Here is a 20,100-nt window from a genome sequence, read left to right as displayed (position 1 = left end):
GCCGTCCGCGGCCACCGGCACGCCGTCGCTGGAGGACGGCGTGCGCGGCATCACTGGATGATGCCGCCGCCCAGGCAGACCTCGCCGTCGTACAACACCGCCGATTGCCCCGGCGTCACGGCCCATTGCGCTTCGTCGAAGCGCAGCTGCAGGTTGTCGGCATCGACCGCGTCGACGAGGCACGGCGCGTCGCTCTGCCGATAGCGCGTCTTGGCGCTGAGCGCGGTGCCCGCGCGCGGCGCTTCGCCGGCGACCCACGACAGGTCGGCCGCGCGCAGCGTCGGCGACAGCAGCCACGGATGATCGTGGCCCTGCACCACGTACAGCGTGTTCGACGCCATGTCCTTGCGCGCGACGTACCAGGCATCGCCGCTGCCGTCGCGGCTGCCGCCGAGGCCGATCCCCTTGCGCTGGCCCAGCGTGTAGAACGCCAGCCCGATATGCTCGCCGACGACCTTGCCGTCGGCCGTCTTCATCGGCCCCGGCTTGGTCGGCAGATAGCGATTCAGAAAATCCCGGAATGGGCGCTCGCCAATAAAGCAGATTCCGGTGGAATCCTTCTTCTTCGCGTTCGGCAGGCCGATTTCCGCGGCGATTTCGCGCACCTGGGTCTTCGGCAGCTCGCCCAGCGGAAACAGCGTGCGCGACAGCTGCGCCTGGTTCAAGCGGTGCAGGAAGTAGCTCTGGTCCTTGGTATGGTCCAGCGCCTTGAGCAGTTCGAAGCGGCCGTGCCCGCCCTGCCGCACGCGCGCATAGTGGCCGGTGGCGATGCGCTCGGCGCCGAGCGACATCGCATGGTCGAGGAAGGCCTTGAACTTGATCTCGGCGTTGCACAGCACGTCGGGATTGGGCGTGCGCCCGGCCGAATACTCGCGCAGGAAATCGGCGAACACGCGGTCCTTGTACTCGGCGGCGAAGTTGACCGCCTCGACGTCGACGCCGATCAGGTCGGCCACCGACACCACGTCGAGCCAGTCCTGGCGCGTCGAGCAGTACTCGCTGTCGTCGTCGTCCTCCCAGTTCTTCATGAACAGGCCGACCACCTCGTAGCCCTGCTGCTTGAGCAGCCAGGCGGTGACGGACGAGTCCACCCCGCCCGACATGCCGACCACGACGCGTTCGCCGCGGCCGATGCCGGGATTCAGTTCGGGGCCGGCCGAAGTGGCGGCGCTCGTGACGGCGCTCGTGACGACGCTCATGGCAGCGCTGCCGGCATCAGCGCCGACGGATGCGTGTACAGCGCGTCGAGCGCGAAGCGCTTGCCGGCCAGATAGTCCTCGACGCAGGCCAGCACCAGCGGCGAGCGATGGCGCTCCGGGCAGGCGCGGATCTCGTCGGCGCTGAGCCAGACCGTGCGCACGATGCCGGTATCGAGGGGACGGCCGCTGTCGAGCGGACCCAGATCGCCGGTGAAGGCGAACCGCACATAGGTGATGTTGCCGTCGGGATGCTGGCCGGTCGGCGAGGTCACCGAACCGGCCAGATAACAGCCGAGCAGCGCGCGCGGCTCGAAGCTGTGCGCGGTTTCTTCCAGCGTTTCGCGGATCACGGCGCGCACCAGGCTCTCGCCCGGGTCCAGATGGCCGGCCGGCTGATTCAGCTTCAGGCCGTCGCGGGTTTCTTCTTCGACCAGCAGGAAGCGGCCGCCGCGCTCGATCACGGCCGCCACGGTGACGCTGGTTTTCCAGTCTTGGGACATGATGCACAAGTTTTAGGCAATCCGGCATTCTACCGGCTGGCGCGCGGCGCTGCAGCGAGACGGACCGCGCCAGGGCCTCGCGCGGAACGCACCCCGATCGCACCCATTACCGGCAGATTCCTGTAAGCTGCGAAAAAATTGTGCGCTGCGCTGGACGGCGGCGCCCACAAACGAGCCCGGATGCCTGCCCGGCCGTAGCCCGGAGCGGCACCGCAACAGGAGAAGCTGACGATGCAGATCGGTATCCCGCTGGAGACACGGGCCGGCGAAGCGCGTGTCGCCGCCACCCCCGAGACCGTCAAGAAGTACGTCGCCCAGGGCCATCAGGTGCTCGTGCAGATCGGTGCCGGTGTACGTGCCAGCTGTCCGGACGCGGCCTACGAGGCGGCCGGCGCCAGCATCGTCGATGCGGCCCGCGCGTTCGGCGCCGAGCTCGTGTTGAAGGTCCGCTCCCCCGATCCGCAGGAACTGTCGCAGATTCGCCCCGGCGCCACGCTGGTCGGCATGCTCGATCCGTTCGACGCCGACAACAATGCGCGCATGGCCGCCGCCGGCATCGTCGCCTTCGCGCTCGAGGCCGCGCCGCGCACGACCCGCGCGCAAAGCATGGACGTGCTGTCCTCGCAGGCAAACATCGCCGGCTACAAGGCCGTGCTGGTCGCCGCCAACCACTATCAACGCTTCATGCCGATGCTGATGACCGCCGCCGGTACGGTCAAGGCCGCGCGCGTGCTGATTCTCGGCGCCGGCGTGGCCGGCCTGCAAGCGATCGCGACCGCCAAGCGGCTGGGCGCGGTGATCGAGGCCTCCGACGTGCGGCCCGCGGTCAAGGAACAGATCGAATCGCTGGGCGCGAAGTTTCTCGACGTGCCGTTCGAAACCGACGAGGAGCGCGAGATCGCGCAGGGCGTCGGCGGCTACGCGCGGCCGATGCCGGCCAGCTGGATGCAGCGCCAGGCCGCGCTGGTGCACGAGCGCGCGAAGCAGGCCGATATCGTCATCACGACCGCGCTGATCCCCGGGCGACGCGCGCCGGTGCTGCTGAAGGAAGAGACCGTACAGGCGATGAAGCCGGGCTCGGTGGTGGTCGACCTGGCCGCCGCGCAAGGCGGCAACTGCCCGCTGACCGTGGCGGACGAGGTGGTCGAGCGCCATGGCGTGACGCTGGTCGGCTACACCAATCTGGCCAGCATGGTCGCGGCCGATGCCTCCGCGCTGTACGCGCGCAACGTGCTCGACTTCCTCAAGCTGATCGTCGACAAGGACGGCAAGCTGACAATCAACCCGGAAGACGATATTGTCGCGGCCTGCCTGATCAGCAAGGACGGCGCGCTGGCCCGCCAGGCCGCCTGAGCGGCTGCCGGATCGGCGCTGCCTGTGCGATCGGCGCGCCGGCAGCGCCAACCCTCCAGATCGATTCAACCCGGATTCAACCCGCGCCCATCCCGGGCGCGTTTTCACGGTGCCGCGGCCACCCGTTCGAGCCGTCGCGGCGCCAGCATCAACGAAGGAAAGCAACACCATGCAACGCATCATTCTGCGCGCCAAGCTGCATCGCGTCACCGTGACGCAGGCGGACCTGCACTACGAGGGGTCGTGCGGCATCGACGAGGATCTGCTCGACGCGGCGGACATGAAGGAGTACGAGAAGATCGAGCTCTACAACGTCAACAACGGCGAGCGTTTCTCGACCTACATCATCAAGGGCAAGCGCGGCACCGGCGAGATCTCGCTGAACGGCGCCGCCGCGCGCCGGGCCCATCTGGGCGACCACCTGATCATCTGCACCTACGCGCCGATGAGCGATGCGGAACTGGCCGACTACAAGCCGAAGATCGTGCTGGTCGACGACAACAACCGCATCAAGGAAATCAAGAAGGTGTGATCCCATGATCGCCGCGCGCAGGCAGTCTCGCCCGCAGTCCCGGCATGCCGACGGTGGCCCTGGCGCATGGCGCCGCTGGCTCATCGTTGTCGTGGCGGCGGGCTGTGCGGCCTGCGCCGGCGTATCGGCACCCAGTACGGCACCCGTTACGGCACCAGCTGCGGCGCCGGTTACGGCCCCGGTGTCGGCGTCCGACTCGACGCCGGCATCGCCATCGCCTGACGTCGGCGCCCCGCCCGCTTCGGCGGCGGACCCGCTACCCTCCTGGCGCGACGGCGCCGCCAAGCAGGCGATCCTGCGCTTCGTGCGCGACACCACCACCCCGGGCGGCCGCGACTTCATCGCCCCGGCCGACCGCATCGCCATCTTCGACAACGACGGCACGCTGTGGCGCGAGGACCCGCGCGCCGAGCTGCTGTTCGTCGCGCATCTCGCGCGAGCACGCACCGACGCCGATCCGACGCTCGGCGCGCAAAGCCCCTACCGCGAATTCCTCGCCGATCCGCGCGGCTATCTGCAGCGCGGCGACACCGCGGCGCTGCAGCTGCTGCACGCGGTGTACGGCAACACCGCGGTCGAATCGTTCCAGGACGAGGCGCGGCGCTTTCTCGCCGTCGCCCGCCATCCCCGCAGCCGCGCGCCGCTGCGCGACGGCATCTACCAGCCGATGCTGGAATTGCTCGGCTTGCTGCGCGCGCAGGGCTACCAGACCTGGCTGTGCGCGGGTTCCACCGCCGACTTCATGCGCGCCTTCGCCGCCGACTACTACGGCATCGCGCCGCAGCAGGTGATCGGCTCGCGGCTGGCGCTGCGCTTTCGCGAGACCGCGCAGGGCAACGCCGTCTGGCGCGAGCCGCGCGTCGACAGCTTCAACGACAAAGAGAACAAGCCCGCCAATATCGCGCTGCAGATCGGCAAGCGTCCGGTGTTTGCCGCGGGCAATGTCGGCGGCGCGGGCGATATCGCGATGCTGGCCTACAGCCAGGGACGGCGCGGGCCGTCGTTCCAGCTGTTGATCGACCATGACGACGCGCAGCGCGAGTCCGCCTACACCGAGCCGGATGGCGCCTCGCTGAAGGCCGCCGCCGCGCACCGCTGGACCGTGGTCAGCATGCGGCGCGACTGGGAACGCGTGTTCGTGGCGCCGTCGGCGCCAGGCCGGGCACTGGCCGGCGAGCCAATGGCGAGGCCGGCCGCGCCGTAACGCGGAACTGTGCGGAAAAGCTGCGCGGGAAACCGCGGGCGCAACTGCGCTGGGAAGAGCGGACAACCGAATTCAAGCAACGGGAGGAGAAGTCGATGGAGATGGTGAACCACACGGTGATCAACCTGATCATCTTCGTGCTGGCGATCTACGTGGGCTACCACGTGGTCTGGACGGTCACGCCGGCGCTGCATACCCCGCTGATGGCGGTCACCAACGCGATCTCGGCGATCATCATCGTCGGCGCGATGCTGGCCGCCGGGCTGACCGAGGGCGGCGTCGGCCGCGCGATGGGCACGCTCGCCGTGGCCCTGGCCGCCGTCAACGTGTTCGGCGGCTTCCTGGTGACCCAGCGCATGCTGGAGATGTTCAAGAAGAAGGAGCCGAAGAAGGCCGCGCAGGCCGCCGGCAAGGAGGGCGCGCAATGAGCATGAACGTCGTCACGCTGCTCTACCTGGTGGCCTCGGTCTGCTTCATCCAGGCCTTGAAGGGGCTCTCGCATCCGGCCACCGCGCGCCGCGGCAATGCCTTCGGCATGATCGGCATGGCGATCGCCGCGCTGACCACCGTCGCGCTGATCGTCAAGCTGAAGAACGAGTTCCTGGCCGCCGGCATCGGCCAGTCGTCGATCGGCACCGGCCTGGGCCTGATCCTCGCCGGACTGGTGGTCGGCGGCGGCATCGGCGCCTACGTCGCGAAGAAGGTCGAGATGACCAAGATGCCGGAACTGGTCGCGGCGATGCACTCGCTGATCGGCCTGGCCGCGGTCTTCATCGCCATCGCGGCGGTGGCCGAACCGGCGGCCTTCGGCATCACGGCGGCCGGCTCGCACGAGATCCCGCTGGGCAACCGCATCGAGCTGTTCATCGGCTGCTTCGTCGGCGCGATCACGTTCTCGGGCTCGGTGATCGCCTTCGGCAAGCTGGCCGGGCGCTACAAGTTCCGGCTGTTCCAGGGCGCGCCGGTGGTGTTCTCGGGCCAGCACTGGCTGAACCTGGCGCTGGCGGTCGCGATGGTCGGCTTCGGCATCGCCTTCTTCATGACGCAGCAGTGGCTGCCCTTCCTGGTGATGCTGGCGATCGCCTTCGTGCTCGGCGTGCTGATCATCATCCCGATCGGCGGCGCCGACATGCCGGTGGTGGTGTCGATGCTGAACTCGTACTCGGGCTGGGCGGCGGCGGGCATCGGCTTTTCGCTGAACAATCCGATGCTGATCATCGCCGGCTCGCTGGTGGGCTCCTCCGGTGCGATCCTGTCGTACATCATGTGCCGGGCGATGAACCGCTCGTTCTTCAACGTGATCCTGGGCGGCTTCGGCGGCGAGGCGAGCAGCGCGGCCGCGGCGGGCTCGCAGGCGCAGCGCAACGTCAAGTCGGGCTCGCCGGACGACGCGGCCTTCCTGATGGGCAATGCCGAGACCGTGATCATCGTGCCCGGCTACGGCCTGGCGGTAGCGCGCGCCCAGCATGCGCTCAAGGAGCTGACCGAGATGCTGTCCGAGAAGGGCGTCACGGTGAAGTACGCGATCCACCCGGTGGCGGGCCGCATGCCGGGCCACATGAACGTGCTGCTGGCCGAGGCCGAGGTGCCGTACGACCAGGTCTTCGAGATGGAGGACATCAACAGCGAGTTCGGCCAGGCCGACGTGGTGCTGGTGCTCGGCGCCAACGACGTGGTCAACCCGGCGGCCAAGACCGACCCGAACTCGCCGATCGCCGGCATGCCGATCCTCGAGGCCTACAAGGCCAAGACCATCATCGTCAACAAGCGTTCGATGGCAGCCGGCTATGCCGGGCTGGACAACGAGCTGTTCTACATGGACAAGACGATGATGGTGTTCGGCGACGCCAAGAAGGTGGTCGAGGACATGGTCAAGGCGGTCGCCTGACCGGGGCGGTCTCGCCCGGAAATCGCGTCCCGCCGGCCCCCCTCCAGGGCCGGTTGCACCCCCGCTCCGGCGCGCTATACTGGCCCTCGGCCGCGGGGGCCGGCATGCGCCGGCCATCGCGGCCCTGGCGCCGGCCCCGCGTTCCCTGCTGCAGGCCGGACCCGCTTCTCGCCTCCCGGGGTCGCACGCGACATGACATTCAATCCGCAGGACAGGCATCTGCCGGTCTTCCAACATCCGATCCTGACCGTGCTGGTCGACGACAGCCGTTCCTTCATGGACAGCCTCGTCTTCCAGATGGACCGGACCCGCCCGGTGGTCACCTTCACCGACCCGCGCGAGGCGCTGCAGTGGATCCGCGAGGCCTACACCACGCGCTTCACCGGCTTCCTGCCGGTGCGCGTCACGCACGACGATCTGACCTTCCTGACCGAGCGCCGCACGGTGCAGCTCGATATCGACCGCATCCACCGGCAGATCCACGACATCCACCGCTTCGTGCAGCCGGGCGTGATCGTGGTCGACTATTCGATGCCGCAGATGGACGGGCTCGAGTTCTGCCGCGCGCTGCAGGACCTGCCGTGCAAGACCATCCTGCTGACCGGCACCGCCGACGAAGGGGTCGCGGTACAGGGCTTCAACCACGGCCTGATCGACCGCTACGTCAAGAAGCACGACACCAATATGGTCGAGCGGCTGGACCAGGAGATCGACGCGCTGCAGCAGCAGTACTTCACCACGCTGTCGCACACGCTGCGCGACCTGCTGACGCGGCACTCGTTCTCGTTCCTGTCCGATGCCGCGATGGCCGAGCGCGTGCGCCAGCTGGCGGCGCGCTACGGCTTCGTCGAGTACTACCTGTACCCGAACCCCGCCGGCATCCTGCTGCTGACCGCGCAGGGACAGGCCACGCTGATGGTGATCGAAACGCGCACGAGCCTCGCCAGCCAGGTCGAGTCGGCCGAGGCCTACGATGCGCCCGCTGCGCTGACCGAAGGCCTGCGCGAAGGCCGCATCGTGCCGTTCTTCTGGCCCGGCAACGGCATGTACACGCCGGCCTGCGTCGACTGGGAGCAGTACTGCCTGCCGGCCGAACGCGTCGAGGGCCGCGAGGAATTCCTGTACGCGCTGTTCGACCTGCCGCGCCATCTGCTCGACGAGCCGGTGGTCAGCTTCCGGACCTTCCTGACGGAATTCGAGCGCAACGAGGGAAGCCTGACGGGGCGTTGAGCGTCACGTCGGTCCACTCCCTCTCCCGCTGGCCGAAGCCCGGTTGGGGGAGCGCGAGGACGCCCTTGCTTTCTACGACTGCGCCCGGTTGCCGCCCTTCACCATCTCGAAGCGGAACAGCCGGCATTCGATATTGCCGTTGTAGAGCGGCACGCGCCGCGATTCCTTCAGCCGCAGCCGGCGCGGCAGCGACAGGTCGCCGGTGAAGATCCAGGCCTCCCAGCCCGAGAAATGCTGCTTCAGCGTGGTCGCGAACGCGCTGGCGAACTGGTTGGCGGCGGCCTCCTCGGCGCTGTCCACCGGCGCCTCGTCGAACGCCGGCCGGCGCTGGCCGCGCACAGCGATCCGCTCGCCATAGGGCGGGTTCAGCAGCAGCAGGCCCGGTTCCGCGAACGGCGGCTGCACGTGGCGCGCGTCGACCTGCTTGGCCCGCAGCTCGCCCGGCAGGCCCGCACGCTGCCAGTTGGCGCTGGCCATCGCCAGCATGTCCGTCGAGATATCGCTGCCGGCAATGGCCAGGTCCGTCGGCGCGGCGGCCGCGGCGCGCTGGCTCGCGGCCTGGGCCTCGCTCTTGAGCGCCTTCCAGGGCTTCAGGTTGATTCCCTTGAGCCATTCGAAGGCGAAGCTGCGCGCCGCGCCCGGGGCCAGCCCGAGCGCGACCTGCGCCGCCTCGACCAGGAACGTGCCGCTGCCGCACATCGGGTCGTAGAAAGGCCGCGAGGTCTTGCCCGGCGTCCAGCCGGCCAGCCGCAGGATGCCGGCGGCCAGGTTCTCCTTCAGCGGCGCCTCGCCCTTTTCCATGCGCCAGCCGCGCTTGAACAGCGGCTCGCCGGTGGTGTCCAGGTACAGCGTGCAGTCGTGCTCGGTCAGATGCGCGTAGATCCGTACGTCGGGGCTGGCGGTGTCGACGCTGGGCCGCGCACCGAGGCGCTCGCGCATCGCGTCGCAGACGCCATCCTTGACCCGCAGCGCGGTGAAGTTCAGGCTGCGCAGCGGCGAGCGGTGCGCGGTCAGCTCGATCTTGATGGTCTCGTCCGGCCCGAACCACTGGTCCCAGCGCTGCGTGCGCGCCAGCTCGTAGATATCGTCCTCGTGGCGGTAGCCGCGGGCGGCAACCCGCAGCAGCACGCGGCTGGCGATGCGCGAATGCAGATTGACCGCATAGGCGGCCGCCATGTCGCCGGAGAAGCTGACGCCGCCAGACACCTCGCGATGGACGTCGAACGGTGCGAGGGCATCCACATCGGGCCGCACGGCGATCTCGCGCAGCTCGTCGGCGAGCGCGCTCTCGAGGCCGCGCGGGCAGGGGGCGAAGAAGGCTTGGGTCATCACAGCGGTCCGGCAAAAAGGGGGCGCGAACGGGTCGCAAAGGTCGCAAACGGTCGCAACGGGTCAAATCAACAGCAGGCGAAACGGGGCAACCGCTTCAAACAAAAACGTCCGCCGTGGCGGACTGCAGGCGCCGGCGCCAGCCCCGGGCCGGACCGGCAGGACCGCGCTCAGGCGGCCGCCAGCGCGCGATCGAGAAAGTCGAGCCGGTCCTGGCCCCAGTACGGCTGGCCGTCGTAGACGTACCAGGGCGCGCCGAACACGCCGGCCGAGATCGCATCCTGGGTATGGCGCGCGTATTCCTCCTGCGCGCCCTGCCCTTCGCTGGCCTTCAACAGCGCCGCGCCATCGAGGTCCAGGCGGTCGGCCAGCTCGGCCAGCGTGGCGGCATCGGCGATATTACGCTCCTCCGCCCACAGCGCCCGGCCGATCGCACCGAGCAGCGCCATCGCGCGCGCCGTGCCATGGGCCAGCCGCGCCGCGATGATCAGCCGGCTGGCGGCGTCGCCGGAGACCGGAAAGTATTTGGGCTCCAGATCGAGCGGCACGCCGAGGTAGTCGCGCCAGCGCGCCAGTTCAACCAGCCGGTAGGCCTGGCGCTGCGGCGGCCGCTGGGCCAGCGGCAGGCCGCCCGAGGTCGCGAACACCTTGCCCAGGTCGCAGGGCTTCAGATTGACCTGCGCGCCATGGCGGGCCGCGATCTCGGTAAAGCGCGCGTGGCCGAGGTAGACGTACGGCGACTGCGGCGAGAAGTAGTAGTCGATCTGCTTGCTCATCGGTTCCTCGGGGTAGGTTCAGGCGGGGGAATTCAGGGGCGTTGCGGCCGATCCAGGCAATGCCGAGGGTTCGGCCATGCCGCCCGACATGGAGGCGTCAGAACGGCTTGACCACCACCAGCACCACGATCGCCAGCAGCACCAGCACCGGCAGTTCGTTGAACCAGCGGTAGAAGCGATGCGAGCGCGTATTGCGTCCGGCCTCGAATTTGCGCAGCAGCACCGCGCAGCCATGGTGATAACCGAGCAGCACCAGCACCAGCGCCAGCTTGGCATGCATCCAGCCCTGTCCCGGCCCGCGCCCGATGCCATAGCCCAGATAGAGCCACAGCCCGAACGCCAGCGCGGGGATCGCCAGCATCGTCATGAAGCGCAGCAGCTTGCGCGCCATCGCCAGCAGCCGCGCCACCGCGGCGGGATCGGTCTCCATCGCCAGATTGACGAAGATGCGCGGCAGGTAGAACAGCCCCGCGAACCAGGAGACCACGAAGACGATATGCAGCGATTTGACCCAGAGCATCGGCGATCCGTATGACCCGGTAATTTACGTGCGAACTTCGCCGTGGCCGAACACCACGTACTTCAGCGAGGTCAGCCCTTCGAGGCCGACCGGGCCGCGTGCGTGCAGCTTGTCGTTCGAGATGCCGATCTCCGCGCCGAGGCCGTACTCGAAGCCGTCCGCGAAACGCGTCGACGCGTTGATCATCACGCTGGCCGAATCGACCTCGCGCAGGAAGCGCATGCCGGCCGAATAGTTCTCGGTGACGATCGAATCGGTGTGGGCCGAGCCGTAGGTGTTGATGTGGGCGATCGCCTCGTCGAGGCCGGACACGGTGCGGATCGCCAGCACCGGCGCCAGGTATTCGAGGCGCCAGTCTTCCTCGGTCGCATCGACCAGGCCTTCGATGCCCGCGGCTTCCAGCGTGGCGCGCGTGGCCGGGCAAACCCGCAGCTCGACGCCCTTCTGCTGATAGATCGTGCACAGCGGCGGCAGTACGCGCGCGGCAATCGACTCGGCCACCAGCAGCGTTTCCATCGTATTGCACGGCGCGTAGCGCTGCGTCTTGGCGTTGTCGCAGATGCGCACCGCCTTGTCGAGGTCGGCGTCGCCGTCGACATAGACATGGCAGATGCCGTCCAGATGCTTGATCATCGGCACGCGCGCCTCTTCCATCAGCCGCGCGATCAGGCTCTTGCCGCCGCGCGGCACGATCACGTCGACATACTCGGTCATCGTGATCAGGCGCCCGACCGCGGCGCGGTCGGTGGTCTCGATGACCTGCACCGCCTCGGCCGGCAGCCCGGCCTCGGCCAGGCCCTCGGCGACCAGCCTGGCCAGCGCGGTATTCGATTCGATGGCTTCCGAGCCGCCGCGCAGGATGGTCGCGTTGCCCGACTTCAGGCACAGCGCCGCTGCGTCGATGGTCACATTGGGGCGCGACTCGTAGATGATGCCGATCACGCCGAGCGGCACGCGCATCTGGCCGACCTGGATGCCGGTCGGCCGGTATTTCATGTTGCCGATCTCGCCGATCGGATCGGGCAGCGCGGCAATCTGTTCCAGTCCGGCGGCCATGGTGGCGATGGCCTTGTCCGACAGCGTCAGGCGGTCGACGAAGGCGGCGTCCTGGCCGTTGGCGCGGGCGCGCTCGACATCGCGCGCATTGACGGCCTTCAGCTGCTCGGCGTCGCGGCGGATCGCGGCGGCGATGGTCAGCAGCGCGCGGTTCTTGTCGGCGGTGGAGGCGCGCGCCATCGCGCGCGACGCGGCGCGGGCCTGGCGGCCGACGCGGTCCATGTACTGGTAGAGGTCGAGCTGGTTCATATCGGTGGCCGGTCGGTGCGGCCTGGCAATCTTGTATTTGGCGGGCGCGCTGCGGGCGGCGCGACGTCGCGGGTTCCGGCGGCGCTCGGCCGCAGCGTTGGGGCAGATCAGCGTGCCGTTCTTCCGCGCAATGGTGAGCGCAAGATGGTCAGCGCAAGATGGTCAGCGAAACATCGTCAGCGCCAAACCATCAGCCCGAAGCCATCAGCGCGCGATCATCAGCGCCAGCTGCAGCAGGCCGTCCCACGGCTCGGCCGGCATGCCGTCGACGCGCAGGCCCTTGGTCTGCCGGTCCAGCTTCGCGGCCATCGCCAGCGCGGCCTCGAGCCGCTCGGTGGACAGCCGCTGCGCGGCCTGCGGCACCAGCTTCTCGCGCGGTCCCCAGATGCGCAGCTCGCGGGTCAGCACGCCCATCGGCTTGCCGCCGGCCAGCCCCTGCCGGACCTTGGATAATACGCGAATTTCCTCGGTCAGCGCCCACAGCACCAGCACCGTGGCCTCGCCCTCGCCGCGCAGTCCTTCAAGCATCCGCACCAGCCGCGGCACGTCGCCGCCGAGCATCGCCTCGGACAGCTTGAACACGTCGTAGCGGGCGACATTGAGCACCGCGTCGTGGACCTGGTCGAAGGTCAGCACGCCGGCGGGATACAGCAGGCCGAGCTTCTGGATTTCCTGATGGGCGGCCAGCAGGTTGCCCTCGACCTTGTCCGCGATGAACTGCAGCGCGCGGCGGCCCGGTTCACCCGGCTCCACGCGCTGGTTCTGCAGCGCCAGCCGTTCGCCGACCCAGGCCGGCAGCCGGGTGCGATCGACGCTGTCGACCTTGATCGAGACGCCGGCGCCTTCGAGGGCCTGGAACCAGGCGGACTTCGACGCGGCAAAATCCAGCCGCGGCAGCGTGATCAGCATCACCAGATCGGAGGCGACCGGCGAAGCCGACAGCTGCGCCGCGACAGCGCGCAGCACCTCGCCGCCTTCCTTGCCGGGCTTGCCGGACGGAATGCGCAGCTCGACGATCTTGCGGTCGCCGAACAGCGACATCGACTGCTGGGCCTCGAGCAGCTGGCTCCACTGGAAGCCGCGCTCGGACACCAGCACGTCGCGCTCGCTGTAGCCGGCCGCGCGCGCGGCCTGGCGCAGGCGATCGACCGCTTCGAGCACCAGCAGATGCTCGTCGCCGTGCACCACGTACAGCGGCGCCAGCCCGCGCGCCTGGGCCTGGCGCAGGTGACCGTCGAGAGCGTCGAGCTTGAGCTGCATCCGGTGGTGGTATTCGCCTGTCCTGGCTGTCTTGGCTGTCGTACCTGGGCGCGCTGCGTGCGCGGCCTCAGGCGGGCTTGGCGGCGGCGAGCCGGCGCATCAGCTGCTGCACGATGTCGCGCTGCATGTCGCGGTACAGCTGCTCTTCCTCGTAGCCCTTGGCCAGCGCGTTGGCCTCGTTGTAGGTCAGGTCGCGGAACAGCACCATCTGCGACGGCGCGATCATCTCGCGGCCGGCCGCATCGCGCAGCCGGAACGTGAAGCGCTGCGTCAGCCGGTATTCGCGCACGACGCCCGCCGTCGTGATCGACAGCACGGTCTTGGTGCGGCTGTCCTCGAGCACGTCGAGCAGCGCGTCGGCCTGCTTGGGATCGGTGACGACGATGGTGTCGGAACCGCCCTGGATGGCGCGCGTCAGTTCGGCGCCCATCAGCGAGTTCTTCGGGATGCCGACATACAGCCGCTTGAAGGCGAAGTCCGAGCTGCCGCGCAGATGGAAGCCGCAGCCGGCCAGCGCACCGGCGGCCAGCAGCGCGGCCAGCACGGCGCGGCGATTCGGGTTCGGTCTAGTCATGGCGCGATTCCTTTGATTGGGTCGATGGCGCGGCGGCGGGATGCCATTGCGGTGGCGGCCCGCCTCAGATCACCACATTGACCAGGCGGCCGGGCACCACCACGATCTTCTTCGGCGCGGCGCCCGCGGCGAACTTGGCGACGGTCTCGCTGGCGGCGGCCATCGCCTCGATCGCGGCGCGGTCGGCATCGGCGGGCACCGTCAGGCTGCCGCGCACCTTGCCGTTGACCTGCAGCACCAGTTCGATCTCGCTCTGCACCAGCGCGGCCTCGTCGACCTGCGGCCACGGCGCATCGAGCAGGTCGCCATGCGCGGCGGCGTAGCCCAGTTCCTGCCACAGCACGTGGGTGATGTGCGGCACCACCGGGTACAGCACGCGCAGCAGGATGCCGAAGCCCTCGCGGCGCGCGGCCGGCGACGCCGACTTGGCATCTTCCAGCGCGTTGAGCATCTTCATCGCGGCGGACACCACGGTGTTGTACTGGATGCGCTGGTAGTCGTAGTTGGCCTGGCGCAGCACGCCATGCACGTCGCGGCGCAGCGCGCGGTCGGCGTCGACGGTCTCGCCGCCGGCACCGGCGGCACGGATCGCCTCGGCGTTCGCCTGCCCATAGGCCCAGACCCGGCGCAGGAAGCGCGAGGCACCCTCGACGCCGGAACTGCTCCACTCGAGCTGCTGCTCGGGCGGCGCGGCGAACATCGTGAACAGGCGCGCGGTATCGGCGCCGTACTGGTCGATCAGCGCCTGCGGGTCGATGCCGTTGTTCTTGGACTTCGACATCTTCTCGACGCCGCCGATCTCGACCGGCTGGCCGTCGGCCTTCAGCGTGGCGCCGACCGGGCGGCCGCGCTCGTCGGTCCTGACGTCGACGTCGGCCGGATTGAACCAATGCTTCTTGCCGTTCGCGTCCTCGCGATAGTACGTCTCGTTCAGCACCATGCCCTGCGTCAGCAGGTTGGTGAACGGCTCGCCGAACTTGACCAGGCCGAGGTCGCGCATCACCTTGGTCCAGAAGCGCGCGTACAGCAGGTGCAGGATCGCGTGTTCGATGCCGCCGATGTACTGGTCCATCGGCATCCAGTAATCGTTGCGCGCATCGACCATCGTGTCCGCGTCCGGGCAGGTATAGCGCATGTAGTACCAGCACGAGTCGATGAACGTGTCCATCGTGTCGGTCTCGCGCCGGGCCGGCTTGCCGCAGGACGGGCACGTGCATTCGAGGAAGCGCGGGTCCTTGGCCAGCGGGTTGCCGCTGCCGTCCGGCACCAGGTCCTCCGGCAGCACCACCGGCAGGTCCTTCTCGGGCACCGGCACCACGCCGCAGCTGTCGCAATGGATCAGAGGGATCGGCGTGCCCCAGTAGCGCTGGCGCGAAATGCCCCAGTCGCGCAGGCGCCAGGTCACCTTCTTCTCGCCCAGGCCCTTGGCCGCCAGGTCGGCGGCGATCGCGTCCACCGCGGCGCGATGGTGCAGGCCATCGTAGTGGCCGCTATGGATGCAGCGGCCATGTTCCTTGTCGGCGTACCAGTCCTGCCAGGCCTCGGTCGAGAACGGCTGGCCCTTGACGTCGATGACCTGCTTGATCGGCAGGCCGTACTTGCGCGCAAAGGCGAAGTCGCGCTCGTCGTGCGCAGGCACGCCCATCACCGCGCCGTCGCCGTAGGTCATCAGCACGTAGTTGCCGACCCAGACGTCGACCGGCTCGCCGGTCAGCGGGTGCACGACCTTCAGACCGGTCGGCATGCCCTTCTTTTCCATGGTCGCCATGTCGGCTTCCATCACCGAGCCGCGCTTGCACTCGTCGATGAAGGCGGCCAGCTCGGGATTGGTCGAGGCGGCGTGCGTGGCCAGCGGGTGCTCGGCCGCGACCGCGCAGAAGGTCACGCCCATGATGGTGTCGGCGCGCGTGGTGAACACGTACAGCTTGCCGCCGCCGATCAGTTCGCCGTCGTCGCCGACGATCGCGTGCGGGAAGGCGAAGCGCACGCCCTCGCTCTTGCCGATCCAGTTCTGCTGCATCACCTTGACGCGCTCGGGCCAGCCCAGGCCCTCCAGCTCGCCCAGCAGCTCCTCGGCGTACTGCGTGATGCCGAGGTAGTACATCGGAATCTCGCGCTTCTCGACCACCGCCCCCGAGCGCCAGCCGCGGCCGTCGATCACCTGCTCGTTGGCCAGCACGGTCTGGTCCACCGGGTCCCAGTTGACGGTGCCGGTCTTGCGGTAGGCGATGCCCTTCTCCAGCATCTTCAGGAACAGCCACTGGTTCCAGCGGTAGTAGTTAGGATCGCAGGTGGCGACCTCGCGCGACCAGTCGATCGCCAGGCCCATCGACGCCATCTGCTTCTTCATGTATGCGATGTTGTCGTAGGTCCAGGCCGCCGGCGCCACGCGGTTGTTGATCGCGGCGTTCTCGGCCGGCATGCCGAAGGCGTCCCAGCCCATCGGCATCAGTACGTTATGCCCGTTCATGCGCAGGTAGCGCGCCATCACGTCGTTGATGGTGTAGTTGCGCACGTGCCCCATATGGAGCTTGCCCGACGGATACGGCAGCATCGAGCAGGCGTAGAACTTGGGCTTCTCCTTGCCGTCGGGGCCCACCGCGTGCTCGTCGACGCGATAGGCGTCGATGGCTTGCCAGTGCTGGCGGGCGGATTCTTCGACTTCGGCGGGGAGGTATTTGTCTTGCATGGTTGGGACAGCGGCGCGCGCGCGGCGCACCAGCGATGTGGAATCTGGCAGCGGTTGGGGGCACGCCAGCCGTTGGCGGCGTGCGGGAAACGCCGATTATAACCGGCGGTGGGCCGCGGAAACGGCCTGCGCGCGCCGCCTTGGGGACGGCAGGCGCGGCCGGGCAGGCTGCGCGTCGTACTTCAGGCCCGCTGGCTTCAGGGCTGCCTACTTCGCGCGTGCCAACTTCCGGCCCGCTTGCTTCAGGCGTACTGACGTCGGGCCAGTTACTTGAGCCCCAGCACGTCCTGCATGTCGAACATCCCGTTCGGCTTGTCCGCCAGGAAGCGGGCGGCGCGCACCGCGCCGTCGGCATACGACTGGCGGCTCGAGGACTTGTGCGTGATCTCGATGCGCTCGCCGATGCCGGCGAACAGCACGGTGTGGTCGCCGACGATATCGCCGCCGCGCACCGTGGCAAAGCCGATCGAATTCGGATCGCGCGGGCCGGTATGGCCTTCGCGGGCGAACACGCCGCAGGTCTTCAGGTCGCGGCCGAGCGCCTCGGCGATGATCTCGCCCATCTTCAGCGCGGTGCCCGAGGGCGCATCGACCTTGTGGCGATGGTGCGCCTCGATGATTTCAATGTCGTAGCCGGAGGACAGCATCTTCGCCGCGACCTCCAGCAGCTTGAAGGTCGCGTTGACGCCGACGCTCATATTGGCGGCGAAGACCACGCCGATCGACTGCGCGGCCTCGGCCAGCGCGGCCTTGCCGGCGTCGTCGAAGCCGGTGGTGCCGATCACCATCTTGACGCCGAGCCGGCGCGCCACCTGCAGGTGGGCCAGCGTGCCTTCGGGACGGGTGAAGTCGATCAGGCAGTCGGCGCCGGACAGCGCGGCCTCGATGTCCGAGGTGATCCTGACACCGGTTTCGCGCCCGAGGAACAGGCCCGCGTCCTGCCCCAGCGCGGCCGCGCCGGGCACGTCGAGCGCGCCGGCCAGCGTCACGCCCTCCGCGTTCAGCACATATTCGATCAACATGCGGCCCATGCGGCCGGAGGCCCCGGCAATAGCGAGTTTCATGGCGAGTCGGTTCCCCGGAAAGAAATCAGGCGAATAACAGTGAAGTCAGGACAGGAGGACAAGGCACGACGCCGGCGCTGCGTGGGAAGGCCACGCCCAGGCGTGGCTTGACTGTCCTCATCGCGCGACGGCGCCGGTGCAACGGCATGGGCGGCCCCGCGGGCCGCACCCTGCGATTTACTTGACGGTGTCGGCGGGGCTGGCGCTGGCGGCGCGCTCGCTGGCCGGCTCGGCCGCCGGCTGCGACGGCGCCGCACCGGCGGGCGTCGCGGCGGCCTCGGGCGCCGAGGCGGACGGCTGGGCCTCGGCCTGCGGCTGCGCGGCATCGGCCGGCGCCTGCGGCTGCTGGGTCTGCTGCTCGGCTGGGGCGGCGGCCTGCTGCGGGGCCGACTTGGTGCCCTTTGCGTCCGGCGTGCGCTTCATGCCGTCGATTTCGGCGATCAGCTCGTATTCCGACGGCAATTCGTCGCCGCCAAAGCGCACCAGGCGATCATTGTCGAAGAACACCGTGAAGCGGCGCTGCTGCACCACCTGGGTGTTGCCGCGCTTGAACGAGAACACATAGTCCCAGCGATTGGCGTGGAACACGTCCGTCAGCAGCGGCGTGCCCAGCAGGAACTGCACCTGGTCGCGCGTCATGCCTTCGCGCAGTTGCGCCGCGGCTTCGCGCGAGACGAAGTTGCCCTGGACGATATTGATCCGGTACGGCGTGATCGCGCTGGCGATCTTGCGGGAAGTGCTGTCGTAGGTCGAGCAGGCGGCGGAGGCCAGCGTGATGGCTGCCAGAAGCGTGGTCAGCAGCGCCGGGCGCAGGGCGGATGTTCGAATGGAATCCATGTAACTCGCAGTTCTCGCTACCGAAGAAAGGGAAAGTGCCGGGCGGTGGGCTGGATGGGCGGCCCGCACGACGTGTCCGGCAACGTGCCCGCGCGGACACGCGCTCGCCGCCGCGTGAAGGGCTCAGCGCATTGCCGGCACCGGCGACGCCGGGCGACTTTTGCCGGCAAAACCCTTATGATTCAACAATCCAGACATTGTACTCTAGGGAGTCACGCCCATGCCGAGTCCGGCGGAACTCAAAAATATCGGCCTGAAAGCGACCGTGCCGCGGCTGAAGATCCTCGAAATCTTCCAGACCAGCGAGCAGCGCCATCTGAGCGCGGAAGACGTCTATCGCATCCTGCTCAACGAGCATATGGATATCGGGCTGGCCACCGTGTATCGGGTGCTGACCCAGTTCGAACAAGCCGGCCTGCTGTCGCGCAACAACTTCGAATCGGGCAAGGCGATCTTCGAGCTCAACGAAGGCAAGCACCACGATCACCTGGTCTGCCTCGATTGCGGGCGCGTCGAGGAATTCTTCGACGCCGAGATCGAACATCGCCAGCAAAGCATCGCGCGCGAGCGCGGCTTCGCGCTGCAGGAGCATGCGCTGTCGCTGTATGGCAATTGCACCAAGACCGCTTGCCCGCATCGGCCCAAGCGCTGATACGGAGACCGCGTGCGACGAGGCACGCAGCAAGGAAAAACCGGCGCCTGGCGCCGGTTTTTTATTGTGGAGCGATGTGCAGCGAGGCCGCGCGGCCTAGGCCTGCTCGCGCTCGATCTCGGCCATGCGCTGCGGCAGCCCGGGCGCCGGCGCACCGACGAATTCGGCCACGACCTGACGGAACAGCCCGCGCGCCCACACCAGCATCGGATGCGTGTTGCGGCTGCGGTGCCAGAACATGTTCAGGCCCAGCGTGGTCTGGATTTCGGCCGGCAGCGGGAACGCGTTCAGGCCGTAGCTTTCGCACGCCACATCCTTGGTCAGCGCGTTGACGGTGAAGATCATGTCGGTCTGCGCGGCCAGTTCGGCCTGGGCCCGCCACGAATGCACGGTCAGGGCCGCGTTGCGCTTCAGGCCACGCTGCTGCAACGCGTAGTCCAGTGGAATCAGCGAAGGCGCCGGCCGCCCGGTGCCGCCCGCGGAGGCCATGAAGATATGGCCGCATTCGAGATAGTGGTCGAGCGTGCAGGCCGTCTGCAGCAACGGATGTCCCTTGCGCGCGCAGACCCACAGGTTCAGCGAGGCCACCGTTTCCTCGACGATCTCGGGGTGGCCGGTGGGCAGCGCGCAGAATGCCAGGTCGAGCTCGTTGGCGCGCATCGACGCCACGTCGGCCTCCCACGAATGGGATTCGACCAGGCGGATGTGCAGTTCGGGGGCGAGCTGCGCCAAGCGCAGCACGAAGCGGTTGAATACCGTATCGCCGAGTTCGGCGGCGAAGCCGATATGCAGCGTGCCGGACGCGACCGCGGGATCGAAATTGTCGACGTCGCCCTCGTTGATCGAGGCCCACAGGTCGAGCATCTCGCGAATCTTCGGACCGAGCTCGAGCGCGCGCGGCGTCGGCGTCAGGCCATGCGGGACGCGGATGAACAGCGGATCGTCGAAGATTTCGCGCAGGCGGCCCAGCGAGTGGGACACCGCCGGCGCCGTCATGTGCATCTTCTCCGCGACATAGGTCGCGTTCCGCTTGCTGAGCAACTCGGTGAAGATCACGAGCAGCTTGGTGTCAACGTTCACCATGATCACGCCCAGTTCAGGTTTGATACGCGTGGCCAGGCGAGCGCACGCGAGGACACTAAGGCTAGTGTAAGATCAAATCGCCACTTCGGGGAAGCGAAAACGCCA

General features: G+C 68.3%; 19 protein-coding genes. 7 read left to right on the top strand and 12 right to left on the bottom strand.

The annotated features are described in order from the left end of the window. Positions 1 to 50: 50 nt before the first annotated feature. The gene (mnmA, locus tag K7G19_RS10310; protein WP_255650754.1) at positions 51 to 1,199 is read right to left on the bottom strand and encodes a tRNA 2-thiouridine(34) synthase MnmA; all 1,149 of its coding nucleotides are present in this window, start codon (positions 1,197 to 1,199) and stop codon (positions 51 to 53) included. Beyond that, on the bottom strand, positions 1,196 to 1,699 hold the full coding sequence (locus K7G19_RS10305) for an NUDIX hydrolase (protein ID WP_226107152.1): 504 nt from the start codon (positions 1,697 to 1,699) through the stop codon (positions 1,196 to 1,198). The genes mnmA and K7G19_RS10305 overlap by 4 nt, the downstream gene beginning before the upstream one ends. A gap of 231 nt (positions 1,700 to 1,930) precedes the next feature. On the opposite strand from K7G19_RS10305, the gene K7G19_RS10300 reads away from it, so the two are divergent. The 6 genes from K7G19_RS10300 to K7G19_RS10275 all read left to right on the top strand — a co-directional run bounded on the left by K7G19_RS10300 (position 1,931) and on the right by K7G19_RS10275 (position 7,906). After that, complete coding sequence (locus K7G19_RS10300) at positions 1,931 to 3,052, top strand: Re/Si-specific NAD(P)(+) transhydrogenase subunit alpha (protein WP_226107150.1); 1,122 nt, start codon at positions 1,931 to 1,933, stop codon at positions 3,050 to 3,052. Between the two features lie 169 nt (positions 3,053 to 3,221). Then, the gene (gene panD, locus K7G19_RS10295) at positions 3,222 to 3,584 is read left to right on the top strand and encodes an aspartate 1-decarboxylase (protein WP_006577190.1); all 363 of its coding nucleotides are present in this window, start codon (positions 3,222 to 3,224) and stop codon (positions 3,582 to 3,584) included. Between the two features lie 181 nt (positions 3,585 to 3,765). Further along, positions 3,766 to 4,788 carry an HAD family phosphatase gene (locus tag K7G19_RS10290; protein WP_226107148.1) on the top strand — a complete coding sequence of 341 codons (1,023 nt, stop codon included), beginning with the start codon at positions 3,766 to 3,768 and terminating at the stop codon, positions 4,786 to 4,788. A 95-nt stretch (positions 4,789 to 4,883) separates the two neighbouring features. Then, positions 4,884 to 5,216, top strand: a complete 333-nt coding sequence (locus tag K7G19_RS10285; RefSeq protein ID WP_149316646.1) for an NAD(P) transhydrogenase subunit alpha — start codon at positions 4,884 to 4,886, stop codon at positions 5,214 to 5,216. Next, positions 5,213 to 6,676 carry an NAD(P)(+) transhydrogenase (Re/Si-specific) subunit beta gene (locus K7G19_RS10280; protein ID WP_149316645.1) on the top strand — a complete coding sequence of 488 codons (1,464 nt, stop codon included), beginning with the start codon at positions 5,213 to 5,215 and terminating at the stop codon, positions 6,674 to 6,676. The genes K7G19_RS10285 and K7G19_RS10280 overlap by 4 nt, the downstream gene beginning before the upstream one ends. A gap of 192 nt (positions 6,677 to 6,868) precedes the next feature. Continuing rightward, positions 6,869 to 7,906: a response regulator gene (locus K7G19_RS10275; RefSeq protein ID WP_226107146.1), complete on the top strand. Its 1,038-nt coding sequence runs from the start codon at positions 6,869 to 6,871 to the stop codon at positions 7,904 to 7,906. Between the two features lie 72 nt (positions 7,907 to 7,978). On the opposite strand, the gene K7G19_RS10270 is transcribed toward K7G19_RS10275, so the two are convergent. From K7G19_RS10270 to K7G19_RS10230, 9 genes are all read right to left on the bottom strand, one after another. Then, complete coding sequence (locus tag K7G19_RS10270; protein ID WP_226107144.1) at positions 7,979 to 9,235, bottom strand: class I SAM-dependent RNA methyltransferase; 1,257 nt, start codon at positions 9,233 to 9,235, stop codon at positions 7,979 to 7,981. A gap of 170 nt (positions 9,236 to 9,405) precedes the next feature. Next, positions 9,406 to 10,011, bottom strand: coding sequence for a 2-hydroxychromene-2-carboxylate isomerase (locus K7G19_RS10265; RefSeq protein ID WP_226107143.1), 606 nt, complete (start codon positions 10,009 to 10,011; stop codon positions 9,406 to 9,408). Positions 10,012 to 10,108: 97 nt separating this feature from the next. Next, positions 10,109 to 10,531 carry a CopD family protein gene (locus K7G19_RS10260; RefSeq protein ID WP_149316642.1) on the bottom strand — a complete coding sequence of 141 codons (423 nt, stop codon included), beginning with the start codon at positions 10,529 to 10,531 and terminating at the stop codon, positions 10,109 to 10,111. 24 nt (positions 10,532 to 10,555) lie between these two features. Further along, positions 10,556 to 11,836, bottom strand: a complete 1,281-nt coding sequence (locus K7G19_RS10255) for a glutamate-5-semialdehyde dehydrogenase (RefSeq protein WP_149316641.1) — start codon at positions 11,834 to 11,836, stop codon at positions 10,556 to 10,558. A 204-nt stretch (positions 11,837 to 12,040) separates the two neighbouring features. After that, positions 12,041 to 13,096, bottom strand: coding sequence for a DNA polymerase III subunit delta (gene holA, locus K7G19_RS10250; protein WP_150083397.1), 1,056 nt, complete (start codon positions 13,094 to 13,096; stop codon positions 12,041 to 12,043). Positions 13,097 to 13,163: 67 nt separating this feature from the next. Continuing rightward, positions 13,164 to 13,670, bottom strand: coding sequence for an LPS assembly lipoprotein LptE (gene lptE / locus K7G19_RS10245; protein WP_149316639.1), 507 nt, complete (start codon positions 13,668 to 13,670; stop codon positions 13,164 to 13,166). Between the two features lie 64 nt (positions 13,671 to 13,734). Beyond that, positions 13,735 to 16,359 carry a leucine--tRNA ligase gene (gene leuS / locus K7G19_RS10240; RefSeq protein ID WP_150083398.1) on the bottom strand — a complete coding sequence of 875 codons (2,625 nt, stop codon included), beginning with the start codon at positions 16,357 to 16,359 and terminating at the stop codon, positions 13,735 to 13,737. Positions 16,360 to 16,625: 266 nt separating this feature from the next. Then, the gene (gene dapB / locus K7G19_RS10235) at positions 16,626 to 17,423 is read right to left on the bottom strand and encodes a 4-hydroxy-tetrahydrodipicolinate reductase (RefSeq protein ID WP_149316637.1); all 798 of its coding nucleotides are present in this window, start codon (positions 17,421 to 17,423) and stop codon (positions 16,626 to 16,628) included. Between the two features lie 177 nt (positions 17,424 to 17,600). Then, a complete protein-coding gene (locus tag K7G19_RS10230) occupies positions 17,601 to 18,260 on the bottom strand; it encodes an outer membrane protein assembly factor BamE (protein WP_226107142.1) in 660 nt (219 codons plus the stop codon). Between the two features lie 220 nt (positions 18,261 to 18,480). Between K7G19_RS10230 and fur the strand changes: the two genes are divergently transcribed. Further along, positions 18,481 to 18,912 (top strand): ferric iron uptake transcriptional regulator, encoded by a 432-nt coding sequence (gene fur / locus K7G19_RS10225; protein WP_149316635.1) that lies wholly within the window; start codon positions 18,481 to 18,483, stop codon positions 18,910 to 18,912. Positions 18,913 to 19,008: 96 nt separating this feature from the next. Here the strand turns inward: fur and K7G19_RS10220 are convergent, their stop codons facing one another. Continuing rightward, complete coding sequence (locus tag K7G19_RS10220) at positions 19,009 to 19,995, bottom strand: LysR family transcriptional regulator (RefSeq protein ID WP_149316634.1); 987 nt, start codon at positions 19,993 to 19,995, stop codon at positions 19,009 to 19,011. Positions 19,996 to 20,100 lie beyond the last annotated feature (105 nt).

Origin of the sequence: Cupriavidus sp. DB3 (genome assembly GCF_020418465.1) — a bacterium.
GTDB lineage: Bacteria > Pseudomonadota > Gammaproteobacteria > Burkholderiales > Burkholderiaceae > Cupriavidus > Cupriavidus cauae.
This window is presented reverse-complemented; position numbering and strand designations above follow the sequence as displayed.

Excerpts from the sequence above, each read along its gene's own strand:
- mnmA (WP_255650754.1), bottom strand. The coding sequence starts at position 1,199 with ATGAGCGTCGTCACGAGCGCCGTCACGAGCGCCGCCACTTCGGCCGGC.
- K7G19_RS10305 (WP_226107152.1), bottom strand. The coding sequence starts at position 1,699 with ATGTCCCAAGACTGGAAAACCAGCGTCACCGTGGCGGCCGTGATCGAG.
- K7G19_RS10300 (WP_226107150.1), top strand. The coding sequence starts at position 1,931 with ATGCAGATCGGTATCCCGCTGGAGACACGGGCCGGCGAAGCGCGTGTC.
- panD (WP_006577190.1), top strand. The coding sequence starts at position 3,222 with ATGCAACGCATCATTCTGCGCGCCAAGCTGCATCGCGTCACCGTGACG.
- K7G19_RS10285 (WP_149316646.1), top strand. The coding sequence starts at position 4,884 with ATGGAGATGGTGAACCACACGGTGATCAACCTGATCATCTTCGTGCTG.
- K7G19_RS10280 (WP_149316645.1), top strand. The coding sequence starts at position 5,213 with ATGAGCATGAACGTCGTCACGCTGCTCTACCTGGTGGCCTCGGTCTGC.
- K7G19_RS10275 (WP_226107146.1), top strand. The coding sequence starts at position 6,869 with ATGACATTCAATCCGCAGGACAGGCATCTGCCGGTCTTCCAACATCCG.
- K7G19_RS10270 (WP_226107144.1), bottom strand. The coding sequence starts at position 9,235 with ATGACCCAAGCCTTCTTCGCCCCCTGCCCGCGCGGCCTCGAGAGCGCG.
- K7G19_RS10265 (WP_226107143.1), bottom strand. The coding sequence starts at position 10,011 with ATGAGCAAGCAGATCGACTACTACTTCTCGCCGCAGTCGCCGTACGTC.
- K7G19_RS10260 (WP_149316642.1), bottom strand. The coding sequence starts at position 10,531 with ATGCTCTGGGTCAAATCGCTGCATATCGTCTTCGTGGTCTCCTGGTTC.
- K7G19_RS10255 (WP_149316641.1), bottom strand. The coding sequence starts at position 11,836 with ATGAACCAGCTCGACCTCTACCAGTACATGGACCGCGTCGGCCGCCAG.
- holA (WP_150083397.1), bottom strand. The coding sequence starts at position 13,096 with ATGCAGCTCAAGCTCGACGCTCTCGACGGTCACCTGCGCCAGGCCCAG.
- lptE (WP_149316639.1), bottom strand. The coding sequence starts at position 13,670 with ATGACTAGACCGAACCCGAATCGCCGCGCCGTGCTGGCCGCGCTGCTG.
- leuS (WP_150083398.1), bottom strand. The coding sequence starts at position 16,359 with ATGCAAGACAAATACCTCCCCGCCGAAGTCGAAGAATCCGCCCGCCAG.
- dapB (WP_149316637.1), bottom strand. The coding sequence starts at position 17,423 with ATGAAACTCGCTATTGCCGGGGCCTCCGGCCGCATGGGCCGCATGTTG.
- K7G19_RS10230 (WP_226107142.1), bottom strand. The coding sequence starts at position 18,260 with ATGGATTCCATTCGAACATCCGCCCTGCGCCCGGCGCTGCTGACCACG.
- fur (WP_149316635.1), top strand. The coding sequence starts at position 18,481 with ATGCCGAGTCCGGCGGAACTCAAAAATATCGGCCTGAAAGCGACCGTG.
- K7G19_RS10220 (WP_149316634.1), bottom strand. The coding sequence starts at position 19,995 with ATGGTGAACGTTGACACCAAGCTGCTCGTGATCTTCACCGAGTTGCTC.